Annotated in this window: 12 protein-coding genes; 4 read left to right on the top strand and 8 right to left on the bottom strand. The window is 68.3% G+C overall.

Features of this window, described 5'->3' with window-relative positions; all coding sequences use genetic code 11:
- Nucleotides 1-14: 14 nt before the first annotated feature.
- From lpqN to BST38_RS03710, 8 genes are all read right to left on the bottom strand, one after another.
- On the bottom strand, nucleotides 15-746 hold the full coding sequence (gene lpqN / locus BST38_RS03740; RefSeq protein ID WP_083142099.1) for an envelope biogenesis lipoprotein LpqN: 732 nt from the start codon (nucleotides 744-746) through the stop codon (nucleotides 15-17).
- 84 nt (nucleotides 747-830) lie between these two features.
- A complete protein-coding gene (locus tag BST38_RS03735) occupies nucleotides 831-1,970 on the bottom strand; it encodes a 3-ketosteroid-9-alpha-monooxygenase, oxygenase component (protein WP_083141899.1) in 1,140 nt (379 codons plus the stop codon).
- The gene (locus BST38_RS03730) at nucleotides 1,967-3,577 is read right to left on the bottom strand and encodes an FAD-binding protein (protein ID WP_083141898.1); all 1,611 of its coding nucleotides are present in this window, start codon (nucleotides 3,575-3,577) and stop codon (nucleotides 1,967-1,969) included. Before BST38_RS03730 ends, BST38_RS03735 begins: the two co-directional genes overlap by 4 nt.
- Nucleotides 3,567-5,228, bottom strand: a complete 1,662-nt coding sequence (gene casI, locus BST38_RS03725) for a steroid-22-oyl-CoA synthetase (protein WP_083141897.1) — start codon at nucleotides 5,226-5,228, stop codon at nucleotides 3,567-3,569. Before casI ends, BST38_RS03730 begins: the two co-directional genes overlap by 11 nt.
- Nucleotides 5,221-5,352: a hypothetical protein gene (locus BST38_RS29745; RefSeq protein ID WP_272818837.1), complete on the bottom strand. Its 132-nt coding sequence runs from the start codon at nucleotides 5,350-5,352 to the stop codon at nucleotides 5,221-5,223. The genes casI and BST38_RS29745 overlap by 8 nt, the downstream gene beginning before the upstream one ends.
- Before the next feature lie 4 nt (nucleotides 5,353-5,356).
- The gene (fadD17, locus tag BST38_RS03720) at nucleotides 5,357-6,889 is read right to left on the bottom strand and encodes a long-chain-fatty-acid--CoA ligase FadD17 (RefSeq protein ID WP_083141896.1); all 1,533 of its coding nucleotides are present in this window, start codon (nucleotides 6,887-6,889) and stop codon (nucleotides 5,357-5,359) included.
- Complete coding sequence (locus BST38_RS03715; protein WP_083141895.1) at nucleotides 6,886-7,995, bottom strand: acyl-CoA dehydrogenase family protein; 1,110 nt, start codon at nucleotides 7,993-7,995, stop codon at nucleotides 6,886-6,888. The genes fadD17 and BST38_RS03715 overlap by 4 nt, the downstream gene beginning before the upstream one ends.
- Nucleotides 7,996-8,005: 10 nt before the next feature.
- Entirely contained in the window at nucleotides 8,006-9,187 is a 1,182-nt protein-coding gene (locus BST38_RS03710) for an acyl-CoA dehydrogenase family protein (RefSeq protein ID WP_083141894.1), read from the bottom strand.
- A 171-nt stretch (nucleotides 9,188-9,358) separates the two neighbouring features.
- Between BST38_RS03710 and BST38_RS03705 the strand changes: the two genes are divergently transcribed.
- The 4 genes from BST38_RS03705 to BST38_RS03690 all read left to right on the top strand — a co-directional run bounded on the left by BST38_RS03705 (nucleotide 9,359) and on the right by BST38_RS03690 (nucleotide 12,364).
- Nucleotides 9,359-9,550: a ferredoxin gene (locus BST38_RS03705; RefSeq protein WP_083142098.1), complete on the top strand. Its 192-nt coding sequence runs from the start codon at nucleotides 9,359-9,361 to the stop codon at nucleotides 9,548-9,550.
- Nucleotides 9,551-9,563: 13 nt separating this feature from the next.
- Nucleotides 9,564-10,472 carry a 3-oxoacyl-ACP reductase gene (locus BST38_RS03700; protein ID WP_181791956.1) on the top strand — a complete coding sequence of 303 codons (909 nt, stop codon included), beginning with the start codon at nucleotides 9,564-9,566 and terminating at the stop codon, nucleotides 10,470-10,472.
- 288 nt (nucleotides 10,473-10,760) lie between these two features.
- Complete coding sequence (locus BST38_RS03695; RefSeq protein ID WP_083141892.1) at nucleotides 10,761-11,525, top strand: MlaE family ABC transporter permease; 765 nt, start codon at nucleotides 10,761-10,763, stop codon at nucleotides 11,523-11,525.
- Nucleotides 11,522-12,364 carry an MlaE family ABC transporter permease gene (locus BST38_RS03690; protein WP_083141891.1) on the top strand — a complete coding sequence of 281 codons (843 nt, stop codon included), beginning with the start codon at nucleotides 11,522-11,524 and terminating at the stop codon, nucleotides 12,362-12,364. Before BST38_RS03695 ends, BST38_RS03690 begins: the two co-directional genes overlap by 4 nt.
- Nucleotide 12,365 lies beyond the last annotated feature (1 nt).

The following is a 12,365-nucleotide window of genomic DNA, read 5'->3' as shown; positions in this document are numbered from 1 at the left end:
GTCCGGTCGCGGGGCTAGCGCGGGGTGATCACCGTCTCGTCGTCGATCGCGAGGGTCGCCGGGCCCAGCACGTCGAGCTGACTTTCCAGTGAGTCGGCGTTGAGCTGCAACACATACCACGACCCGTCGCCGCCCGGGATCACGACTGTCTTCTGCGCGGCCATCTTCGTGACCCCGTCCTGAACCCAGGTGCCGCCGAGCTGGAAGGCCGGGTAGTCGCCCAGCGTCGTCATCTTTCCCTCGTTCATCGGTTCCCAGCCGGGCAGATTGCTGGCCTCGCCGGCGGCGGCATCGAGGACGGCCTGCGGGTCGACGTCACCGACCAGCTTCGACAGCAGTGCGACGATGCTCGGTGAGTATTCGGCCGCCTCCGGACCGGTGTAGATGATCGCACTGTATGCCCACTCCGGCTTGTCCGCGCCGGCGTCCTCCCAGCCCTCCGGGAGCGGCAGGTCGATCTGGGGAGCGCCGGGATCGCCGCGTTTCACCGGCGACTCTTCGATGCCGTTCTCCTTGATGTAGTCGGCGATCGTCGGCGCGGGTCCGGCCGGGGCCTGCTCGCGCGGCGAGATACGCGCCGTGCTGGGCGGGGCGGTGCTCGTCGACGTCTCGGATGCGGGGGAGGATGTGGTCTCCGGCGAGGACGCGGGGGAGGATGAGGTCTCCGAGCCGCTGCCGCAGCCGGAGACGACGAGCGCGAGCGCCGCGACGACCGCGGCAGACCAGGTGACGACGCTACGCTTCATGGCCGAACCCCTGTCGGAGAACATTTCGTGCTGTCGATCGAAGCGTAGATCAAGATCGGCGATGTGCTCGTCGAGTGGCAGAAGTCAGCGGATGCCGGTCTTCCGCGCCGCCATGTTGCGGTCCACCTCCTGTTGCCACAGCTCGTAGGCGTGGGTGGTGTCGACCTCCTGCTCGTAGCGGGTGGTCATGTCCGGTGTCACATCGGCCGCGTCGACATAGAACTGCTCGTACCAGCGCCGCAGCTGGTACACCGGTCCGTCTTCCTCGGTGAGCAGCGGGTTCTCGATCGGCGACTTGTTCTTCCAGATCTCGACGTCTTCGAGGAAGCCCTCACCGAACGAACTGTTCATCGCGCCGGCCAGTTTCGCGGCGTTGTCGGCGGGCAGTCCCGGCATCTCCCGCACCGCAACACCCCACTGCAGCATGAACGAGTGATGGGTGACGGGGTAGTGGCAGTTGATCAGCGCGACCTCGACGGTGAAATCCGGGCCGAGGTCGTTGTGCAACCAGTTGATCATGTACGCCGGACCGAAGTACGTCGCCTCGGACCGCAGATACGTTCCATCCCAGAGCTTCTCGGGATTCGGCGTGTAGTCCGGGCGCGGTTTGGACTCCATGAACTGGCTCGCGGTGTGGCCGTCGATGACGTTCTTGAAGTACGTCGGATACGCGTGATGGATGTAGAAGAAATGCGCCATGTCGACGACGTTGTCCACGATCTCGCGGCAGTGCGCACCCTCGATCAGCACCGAACTCCACTGCCACGGCGACCAGCGGCCCTCGTCGAAACCCTCGATCGTCGGCGGGATCAGTTCCGTCGCGGGCGCCGAACCCTCCGGGTCGTGCCACACCAGCAGCTGGCCGTTGACCTCCGTCGTGGGCCAGGCCCGGGTGCGCGCCAGCCGCGGTGTGCGCTTGGCGTACGGGACCAGCGTGCATCTGCCGCCGCCACCCCAGCGCCAGTCGTGGAACGGGCACGCGATCTGGTCGCCCTTGATCTCGCCCTGGGCCAGGTTGCCGCCCATATGCCTGCAGTAGCCGTCCAGCACGTGGATCTGGCCGTCGGAGTCGGCGAACACCACCAGCATGGTGCCGAACGCGTCGATGCCGTGGGGGCGCCCGTCGCGGAAGGACTCCGCGAGACCCAGGCAGTGCCAGCCGCGCGCGAACCGTGTCATCTCCTGCCCGGTGTCGATGTGACGCACCGTGTCCGTACCGCTCATGGCGTGCCTCCTCTCACCATGTCCAGCACGGCCAAATGGCTGAACACCATGCTGGTGCCGATCGGGTTTCCGCCGCCCGGATACACCGTCCCGCTGGGCGCGGCCATCGTGTTGCCAGCCGCGTACAGGCCCGGGATCACGTGGTCCGCCGCGTCGAGTACACGCCCGACGGTGTCGGTGCGCAACCCACCTTTGGTGCCGAGATCGGAGACGCCGAACGCGGCGGCGTGGAACGGGCCCTTCTCGATCGCGTACAGCGGTGGGGCGCCACCGGAGAACGCTCGGTCGTATGCCTCGTCGCCCCGACCGAAGTCCTGGTCGACGCCGTCGCGGACGAAGTCGTTGAACCGGGACACCGACTCGACGAGATTGGCCGGGGGCACGCCGATCGCGGTGGCGAGTTCCTCCAGCGTGTCCGCGCTGCGCCACAGCCCCGCCGCCACGTATTTCTCGGGTTCGACCATCGACACGTTGGTCGCCTTGACCGGCGGGACACCGTTGTCGCTGTCGTCGTAGATCATCCAGAACGGCAATGTGACCCGGCCGTCGGCCATCGCGTCCAGCACGGCCCGGCCGATCCGGTCGTAGGCCGCCGACTCGTTGACGAACCGACGGCCCTGATCGTCGACGAAGATCCCGCCGGTGAACCACAACGCGAACGCCGAGGTGCCGTCGGGATGGGTCAGACCGGGGGACCACCAGGCCTGATCCATCAGGTCGGTGTCCGCGCCGACGGCGATCGCGGCCTGGTGGGCCAGGCCGCGATTACCCCACGGCCCCATGGTGTCCCGGGAGCTGCCCGGTACGCCGTAGCGCGCCCGCATGTCGTCGTTGCATTCGAACCCCCCGGCCGCCAACAGGACACCGCGGGTGGTCCGGATCCTGCGGGGCTGGCCGTCGGTCTCCACGACGGCGCCGACGACCCTGCCGTCCTCGACGACCAGCTCCACCAGTGCGGTGTTCAGCCGTGCCGAGGATCCCGGATGGCGTTCGGCGGCGGCCAGGAACCGGGCGATCAGCGCACGCCCGCCCACGTAGTAGTCCTCCGGAACCGGATGGCCCAGCCGGTCGGTGTCGAGGGGCCCGCGGATCAGCTCGCGGAACTTCGGCGCAGCGGCGACCTTCCACGGTTTGGCCGCGATGTGACGCATCCCGTCCGCGCGTGACTTCGGTGCCTTACCGAAGTAGTCGGGCCACGGGAGCAGCGAGAACTTCAGCAGCTCATCGGTTTCCAGGTACTCGATCAGCGGTGCGCCGCCGCGGACATAGGCCTCCTGCAGCGCGCGTGGGGTGCGGTCACCCACCACGGCGGTGTAGTACTCGAGTGCGTCCTCGATGGTGTCGTCGGCGCCGGCCCGTTTCAGCACCGGATTGCACGGGAACCACATCCCGCCGCCGCCGGAGTACGCCGTGGTCCCGCCGAACTTCTCCGTCGCCTCCACGAGAATCACGGACAGACCCTCGCGCGCTGCGGTGTAGGCACCGGTGACCCCGCCCGCACCCGACCCCGCGACGAGGACGTCGGTCGTCTCATCCCAATGGGTTTGGTCTTCGCGCAAGCGCTCATCCGTGTGTGATTGGTCTTCGCGCAAGCGCTCATCCGACATAACTCGCCCTTCCGTGTTGTGCGAACTCCTCGTCCAATGCTGCGCGGTCCTCAGCGGTCATCAGCCGGTAGTCCGGACGGCCGCGGCCCGCCCAGCGGTACACCCGCTCCTCGGTGTGCCAGCGCTGCGCCTGCAGATCGCGCTTGAGGATCTTGTTCGACCCGGTCGCCGGAAGTCGTGGCGACACCCGCAGCAACCGTGGAAAACCCTTGGAGCCCAGATCCTCCTGGGAGGAGACGAAGACCGCGAACGCGTCGACGTCGAACGTGCCCGGCTCGGCGACCTCGACCGCGGCCATCACCTGGTCTCCCGACCGTGGATCCGGGACCCCGTAGACCGCCGCGGCGATCACCTCGGGATGGCGGCGCAGCACCCGCTCGATCGCGAGCGCCGATGTGTTCTCACCGTCGACGCGGATCCAGTCGCCACGCCTGCCTGCGAAGTACAGGAACCCCTGCGTGTCCACGTATCCCAGATCGCCGGACCAGTACCAGCCGTTGCGGACCCGCTCCGCGTCGGCGGCGTCGTTGCGCCAGTACCCCTCGAAATCCCGGGCGCCGCGCCGGTCGACGATCTCGCCGATGGCCTCGTCCGCGTTAGTCACCCTGCCCTGCGGGTCGAGAACCGCTGCCGGGCAGGGAGTCAGCGTCTCCGGGTCGACGACGACCACATCCTGGTGGGCGGGCCGGCCGAGCGCGCCGGCCGGCGCGGCGGGATCGGGGGTCGCGACCGCGCCGCCCTCGCTGGAGCCGTACCCCTCGAACAGTTCGGCGCCGAAACGGCGGCGGAACTCGGCCTGGTCCTCCGGCGAGGCCTCGGTGCCGAACCCACGGGTCAACGTGTTGTCCGCGTCGTCGGACTCTTCGGGGGTCGCCATCAGGTACGCCAGCGCCTTGCCGACATAGGTGAAGAACGTGGCCCCGAAGTACCGGATGTCGGACAGGAACCGCGACGCCGAGAACGACGGTGTCAGACAGACGGTGGCGCCGTTGACCAACGCCGGTGCCCACAGCGCCATGATGGCGTTGCCGTGGAACAGCGGCATGCAGCAGTAGTCGACGTCGCCGCGGTGGTGGCCGAACTTCTCCGTCGCCGCGTACGCGATCCTGGCCAGCCGGCCCTGGCTGCACTTGACGGCCTTCGACGTCCCGGTGGTTCCGGACGTGAACAGCAGCAGGAACAGGGAAGCGGGGCCGACGCCGGACGCCGCGACCGGTGCCGTGCGGTGCGCGGCCACAGCGGCGCGATACCCGGGGTCGTCGACGATCAGTACACGCTCCTCGGGCAGGCCGTGGTCGATACCGCGCAGCCGGTCCGCCCCGTCGGTGTCGGTGACGATCAGCTGACAGTCGGCGTGCCGGATGTCGGCGGCCAGGTCGGCCGCGCCGCGGGTCGGGTTCAATCCGACGACGGTCGCCCCGGCGAGCGCGGCTCCGCCGAGCCAGAACACGAAGTCGGGGACGTTGGCCAACAGAACCCCGACGTGGAACGGGCCCGGGACGCGCAGATGCCGAGCCAGCCCGGCGCGGGCAGCCGATTCGCCGACCACCTCGTCCCACGTCCAGTCGCGGTCCCGGGTCCGCAGCCCGAGCCGCTCGTCGCCGAGGCGGGCGAGCAGCATCGAGGCAACGTCGGGATGCCGGTCAGCCATGGATCTTCTGGCCGAGGTACTGCCGCGGAGCGATCGCCTTCATTGATCCGTCGGTCACCAGGGAATCATCGTCGACGGCGGTGCGGTCGACCTCGAATTCCCGCACATTGACCTCGTGGGCCACGCTGTCAGCGCCGCGACCGGGGAACCGGATGGACCGGGTCGGCACAGGTGGTGGCTTCGGCGGACAGGTGGCGCTTGAGCACCTTGAACGTCTCGGTGCGCGGCAGCTCGGTGCACACCCGCACGTATGCCGGCCACTGTTTGGGGCCCAGATCGGTTTGCGAGGACAGGAATTCGGTGAATCGCACCGGATCGAAGGTGGCGCCGTCGCGCAGCACCACGGCGGCCATCACCTGATCCCCGACGGCGGGGTCCGGGATCGGGTAGACGGCGACCTCGCTGATGTCGGGATGGCGCATCAGGATCCGCTCGACCGGTGCGGTGCCGATGTTCTCGCCGTCGACCCGCATCCAGTCACCGAGGCGCCCGGCGAAGTACGCGAACCCGTTCTCGTCGCGGTAGGCCAGATCGCCGCTGTGGTACACGCCGCCACGCATCCGCTCGGCCTCGGCATCGGGATCCTTGTAGTAGCCGCGGAACTGACCGGGACCGTCGGTGTTGACGAGCTCGCCGACCACACCCGGCGGGCACACGGTGCCGGTGTCGACGTCGACGATCGTCACCCCGCCCAGCAGTGGGCCCAGCGCGCCGTCGGGCGTGTCGGGGGTGCGGGCGATGGACACCCCGCCCTCGCTGGAGCCGAACCCGTCGACCACCCGGACACCGAAGCGTTCGGCGAACCTGACCAGATCGCGTGGCGCACCTTCGTTCCCGTACGCGATCCGCAGCGGGTTGTCGGCGTCGTCGGGGCGCTGCGGGGTGGCCAGGATGTAGGACAGCGGTTTGCCGACGTAGTTGGCGTACGTCGCGCCGAACCGCCGGACATCCGGAAAGAACTGCGACGCCGAGAATTTGCGGCGTAGCCCGATCGAGGCACCGGCGGCCACCGCGGGCGCCCAGCCCGCCATGATCGCGTTCGAATGAAACAGCGGCATCGACAGATAACACGTGTCCGCGGGTCCCAACCCGAAACGTTCGGCGAGCATCCGCCCGGGAAACGCGACCTTCTCGTGGGTGCACCGGACGGCTTTCGGGTCCCCGCTGGTCCCGGACGTGAAGATCAACATGAAGAGGTCGTCGGGATCGCTCGCCCCGAAGTCCACCGGTGCGCCCCGGCGCGCGGCGAGTTCGGCGGCGAACTCGCCGGATTCGACGTCGATCGCCTCGATGCCGGGCTGCGCGTTCTCGGCATCGGCGAGCACCAACTGGCAGTCGGCGTGGTCGATGTCGCGTTGCAGCGCGACACCGCGCCGGGTCGGGTTCAGCCCGACGGGCACGATCCCCGACAGGGCCGCGGCGACCAGCACGGTAGCGAAGAACGGGGTGTTGCCCAACAGCACGCCGACATGGGCGGGCCGGTCGCCGTCGAGGCGGTCGCGCAGCGCCGACGCCAGCGCCGCACCGTCGCGAATGTGGTCGCGCCAGCTGACGAACGACACCGAGCCCGAGTCGGGGTCGACCCAGCGCACTCCCCGGTCGTCGACCTCGGTCAGGTCCGAGAGCAGCGCGGAGACGGTCGGTGCGGTGGCCGCGGTCAAGCCGGGGTGTCGGCCAGAGTGCGGCCGATGCGCAGCAGCTGCCCGGTGGCTCCGCCGAGCGCGAACTCGGTCTGCTTGGCGGCCAGGAAGTACCGGTGCACGGGATGGTCGACGTCGATGCCGACACCACCGTGCACGTGCACCGCGGTGTGCGCGACGCGGTGTCCCGCCTCGGCCGCCCAGAACGCCGCGCTGGCGACGTCCACGTCGGCGGGAAGATCCTCCGAGACCCGCCACGCGGCCTGCGTCAAGGTCAGCCGCAGTCCCTTGATGTCGATGTAGCCGTCGGCCAGCCGGGACGACACCGCCTGGAAGCTGCCGATCGGCCGGTCGAACTGCTCGCGCTCGCGTGCGTACGTCGCGGTCAGCTCCAGCGCGCGTTCCACCACGCCGAGCTGATAGGCGCTGCGCGCCAGCGCGTTCCGGGTCACCAGCCAGTCGAGCACCTCAGCGCCGCCGATCCTGCGGTCGGCTGCGACGCCAACCGCCTGCAGCTGAAGCCGCGCGACGCTGCCGTGGCCGGTGGTGTCCAGTGCGGTCACGCCGACGCCGGCGTCGGTGGCGTCGACCAGAAAAACCGCCACGCCCGAATCGGTTTCGGCGGGCACGAGGAACGCATCCGCCCCGGCGCCGAACGCGACCTGCGTCCTCGTGCCGGTCAGCGTGAACCCGTCGCCGGAACCGGTGGCGCGCACCGGTCCGTCACCCATCTCACCGTCGAGGGCGATCGCGATCACCTTCTCGCCCTTGATCGCCGGCGCCGCCCATTGCTGCTGCAGGGAGTCCGAGCCGAACCGGGCCAGCGCTCCGACACCGAGCACCACCGACTCGAGATACGGCACCGCCGCGAGCTGACGACCCAGGGCCACCAGTACGGCGACCTCTTCGAGCACGCCGAATCCGCCGCCGCCCACCGACTCCGGGGCGGTGGTCGACAGGATGTCGGCGTCGATCAGCTTGCTCCAGAGCGTTCGGTCGAAACGGCCGCCGGATTCGGAACTGAGCCCGTCGAGCTCACGCTGATGCTCCGGCGTACACACCGATTCGGTGATGGTGCGCACCAAGCCGCCGAGATCCTCGCTGGCTTCTGTGGTCCTGAAATCCATGTGAACGTCCTTACCGGTTGACTCGGGGAAGCCCGAGCGCGACCATGCCGATGATGTCGCGCTGAATCTCGTTGGTGCCGCCGCCGAAGGTCAGGATCAGGCAGGAGCGGTGCATGCGCTCGACCCGGCCCCGCAGCAGCGCACCGGGGGAGTTCGGCCGCAGCGTGGCAGCGGTCCCGAGGACCTCCATCAACAACCGGTACGCCTCTGTGGCCAGCTCGGTGCCGAACACCTTGGCCGCCGACGCGTCCGCGGGCGACGGCGCCGCGTCCGAGGCGGAGGCCAGCTCCCAGTTGATCAGCTTGAGCACCTCGGCCTTGGCGTGCACCCGAGCCAGGTTCAGCTGCACCCATTCGGAGTCGATCAGCCGCTTGCCGTGCACGTCCTTGGTGTTCTGCGCCCATTCGCGGACACCGTTGAGGGCCACGAAGATCGGCTGCGCGGACACCAACGCGACGCGTTCGTGGTTGAGCTGGTTGGTGACGAGTTTCCAGCCGCCGTTCTCCTCGCCGACCAGAGCCGACTTCGGCACCCGCACGTCCTGGTAGTAGGTCGCGCTGGTGTCCACACCCGACATGGTGTGCACCGGTGTCCACGAGAAGCCCTCGGCAGTGGTCGGGACGATCAGCATCGAGATTCCCCGGTGCTTCTTGGCCTCGGGATTGGTGCGCACGGCCAGCCACACGTAGTCGGCGTACGCGATCAGGCTGGTCCACATCTTCTGGCCGTTGATCACGTAGTCGTCGCCGTCGCGCACCGCCGAGGTGCGCAGCGACGCGAGGTCGGTACCGGCGCCGGGCTCGGAGTAGCCGATGGAGAAGTGGAGTTCGCCCTTGGCGATGCGCGGCAGGAAGAACTTCTTCTGCTCCTCGGTGCCGAAGTGCATGATCGTCGGCGCGACGCTGTTGATCGTCAGGAACGGGACCGGCACATTCGCGATGGAGGCCTCGTCGTTGAAGATCAGGCCGTCCATCGGGGGCCGCGCCTGGCCGCCGAACTCCTTCGGCCACGACAGCGTCAGCCAGCCGTCCTTGCCCATCTGGGCGACCGTCTCGCGGTACACGTTTCCGCGGCCCATCTCACCGTCGCTGGCGGCCAACGCCTCCGCCCGCTCGGGCGTCATCAGCTTGGTGAAGTACGCCCGCAACTCGCGCCGCAACTCCTCTTGTTCAGGGGTGTAGCCGATCCGCATCGCGTCGTCCTCACTAGTCTGCAAGCCTTAGTCCCGGGTGGATCGATGCGCGCCGAACGCGTACCTCCGGTCCACCCTCGTTGTAACACGTTCTAGTCTTGGGGTCCAGGTGCTGACACACTGGACGCCAAGCAAGATCGGACCAGCAGCCCGGACCGACAGGAGATGCTCATGCGAGTGGAAGTGGATCGTGACCGTTGCGAGGGCAACGCCGTGTGTGTCGGAATTGCCCCCGACCTGTTCGAGCTCGACGACGAGGACTACGCCGTCGTGAAGGCCGACCCGGTGCCCCCCGGTGAAGAGGCGCTGGCCGAACAATCCATCGCCGAGTGCCCCCGCGCCGCCCTGATCCGACACGACTAGAGGTATTCGTAAGTTGACTGAAACTGATCTGTCCGGCCGCGTCGCGGTGGTCACCGGAGCGGCCGCCGGCCTGGGCCGCGCGGAAGCCGTCGGCCTCGCCAAAGCCGGCGCCACCGTCGTCGTCAACGACATCGCCGCCGCACTCGACAAGTCCGATGTGCTCGACGAGATCGCCTCGGCAGGCGCCAAGGGCGTCGCGGTCGCCGGCGACATCAGCCAGCGCTCCACCGCGGACGAGCTCGTCGAGACCGCGGACGGGCTCGGCGGTCTCGCGATCGTCGTGAACAACGCCGGGATCACCCGCGACCGCATCCTGTTCAACATGTCCGACGAGGAGTGGGACGCGGTCATCGCCGTGCATCTGCGCGGACACTTCCTGCTGACCCGCAATGCGGCGGCCTACTGGCGGGAGAAGGCCAAGGCCGGTGACGGGACGGTTTACGGCCGGATCATCAACACCTCATCGGAGGCCGGCCTGTCGGGCCCGGTCGGGCAGCCCAACTACGGCGCCGCCAAGGCCGGGATCACGGCCCTGACACTGTCGGCCGCCCGGGCGCTGGAGCGGTTCGGGGTGCGGGCGAACGCGATCGCGCCGCGAGCCCGCACCGCCATGACGGCCGGTGTGTTCGGTGACGCGCCGGAGTTGCCCGACGGCGGGGTCGACCCGCTGTCGCCAGAGCATGTGGTGAACCTGGTTCGGTTCCTGGCCTCTCCGGCCGCCGAAGGGGTCAACGGACAGCTGTTCATCGTTTATGGTCCGACGGTGACGCTGATCGCGGCTCCGACGGCGGAGGCGCAATTCAGTGCCGACGGCGACGCCTGGGATCCGTCAGCGTTGTCCTCGACATTGCAGGGTTACTTTGCTGACAGGGATCCGGGACGCAGCTTCTCGGCGGCGATGGGGCTGGGGGATCCGGCCTGATCCCGGCCTTCTCGCGCGGCTCCGACGCTGCTAGAACACGTTCTAGAATGACCTGCGTCACACATGCTGTGAGCTGCGTAAATTAAGAGTGTGAACCGGATATTGCGCGCTTTGACACTGCGAACACGTTCTAGTTAGTATGATCCGGCTCACTAAGAGCAACGCTTAGACCAAGGGTAGGAACACGACGCGGACGGTACGTCCCTGGCACTTCGCCACACGGATCGCTCCCCGTTCGTTCGCCCCGCTGACCCGAGAACCCTGTTTGACCTAAGAACGGAGCCGAGGTTGATCGAACAGCTTGCGGCGCCAGCGCGGGCCGTGGGCGGGTTCGTGGAAATGTCCTTGGACACGTTCGTCAAGACGTTCCGCCGCCCGTTCCAGTTCCGGGAGTTTCTCGAGCAGACCTGGATGATCGCGCGCGTCTCGCTGGTGCCGACGCTGTTGGTCGCGATCCCGTTCACCGTGCTGGTCGCCTTCACGCTGAACATCCTGCTGCGCGAGATCGGTGCCGCCGATCTGTCCGGGGCGGGTACCGCGTTCGGCACCATCACCCAGCTGGGTCCGGTGGTGACGGTGCTCGTCGTGGCCGGCGCGGGCGCGACCGCGATCTGCGCCGATCTCGGGGCGCGCACCATCCGCGAGGAGATCGACGCGATGCGGGTGCTCGGCATCGACCCGATCCAGCGTCTGGTCGTGCCCCGCGTGCTGGCGTCGACGTTCGTCGCGCTGCTGCTCAACGGCCTGGTCTGCCTGATCGGCCTCGCAGGCGGTTACGTGTTCTCGGTGTTCCTGCAGGGGGTCAACCCCGGGGCGTTCATCAACGGGCTGACGGTACTCACCGGGTTGCCCGAGTTGATCCTCGCCGAGATCAAGGCGCTGCTGTTCGGCGTCGTCGCCGGCCTGGTCGGCTGCTACCGCGGCCTGACCGTGCAGGGTGGCCCCAAGGGCGTCGGCAACGCCGTCAACGAGACGGTGGTCTACGCGTTCATCTGCCTGTTCGTGATCAACGTGATCATGACGGCGATCGGGGTGAGGGTGCTGGTGCGGTGAGCTACGACGCCACGATCCGGTTCCGCCGGCTGCTTCGGGTCTTCCCCCGCATCGTCGACACGGTCGGGGAGCAGGCGCTGTTCTACGGCGAGACGTTCCGCTACGTCCCCAACGCGCTGACCCGGTACCGCAAGGAGACGATCCGGCTCATCGCCGAGATGTCGATGGGCACCGGAGCGCTGGTGATGATCGGCGGCACCGTCGGGGTGGCCGCGTTCATGACGCTGGCCTCCGGCGGCGTCATCGCCGTGCAGGGCTACTCGTCACTGGGCAACATCGGCATCGAGGCGCTCACCGGATTCCTGTCGGCGTTCCTGAATGTCCGCATCGTCGCGCCGGTGATCGCCGGTATCGCGCTCGCGGCCACCATCGGCGCGGGCGCCACCGCCCAGTTGGGCGCGATGCGGGTCGCCGAGGAGATCGATGCGGTGGAATCGATGGCGGTGCACGCGGTTTCGTATCTGGTGTCGACCCGGCTGATCGCCGGGCTGATCGCGATCGTGCCGCTGTATGCGCTGTCGGTGCTCGCCGCGTTCTTCGCCGCCCGCTTCACCACGGTGTACATCAACGGCCAGTCGGGCGGCCTGTACGACCACTACTTCAACACGTTCCTGATCCCGAGCGACCTGCTGTGGTCGTTCCTGCAGGCCATCGTGATGGCGATCGCGGTGATGCTGGTGCACACGTACTACGGCTACAACGCCTCGGGCGGACCCGTCGGCGTCGGCATCGCCGTCGGACAGGCCGTGCGCACCTCCCTGATCGTGGTGGTCACGATCGTGCTGCTGATCTCCCTCGCCGTCTACGGCGCCTCGGGCAACTTCAACCTCTCCGGATAAG

It is taken from the genome of Mycolicibacterium parafortuitum, from assembly GCF_002086815.1.
GTDB lineage: Bacteria > Actinomycetota > Actinomycetes > Mycobacteriales > Mycobacteriaceae > Mycobacterium > Mycobacterium parafortuitum.
The sequence above is the reverse complement of the archived record's forward strand: the minus strand, read 5'-3'. Positions and strand labels throughout refer to the sequence as shown.

Coding starts and splice junctions, on each gene's coding strand:
- BST38_RS03710 (WP_083141894.1), bottom strand. CDS start 9,187: ATGCGGATCGGCTACACCCCTGAACAAGAGGAGTTGCGGCGCGAGTTG.
- BST38_RS03735 (WP_083141899.1), bottom strand. CDS start 1,970: ATGAGCGGTACGGACACGGTGCGTCACATCGACACCGGGCAGGAGATG.
- casI (WP_083141897.1), bottom strand. CDS start 5,228: ATGGCTGACCGGCATCCCGACGTTGCCTCGATGCTGCTCGCCCGCCTC.
- BST38_RS03705 (WP_083142098.1), top strand. CDS start 9,359: ATGCGAGTGGAAGTGGATCGTGACCGTTGCGAGGGCAACGCCGTGTGT.
- BST38_RS03730 (WP_083141898.1), bottom strand. CDS start 3,577: ATGTCGGATGAGCGCTTGCGCGAAGACCAATCACACACGGATGAGCGC.
- lpqN (WP_083142099.1), bottom strand. CDS start 746: ATGAAGCGTAGCGTCGTCACCTGGTCTGCCGCGGTCGTCGCGGCGCTC.
- BST38_RS03715 (WP_083141895.1), bottom strand. CDS start 7,995: ATGGATTTCAGGACCACAGAAGCCAGCGAGGATCTCGGCGGCTTGGTG.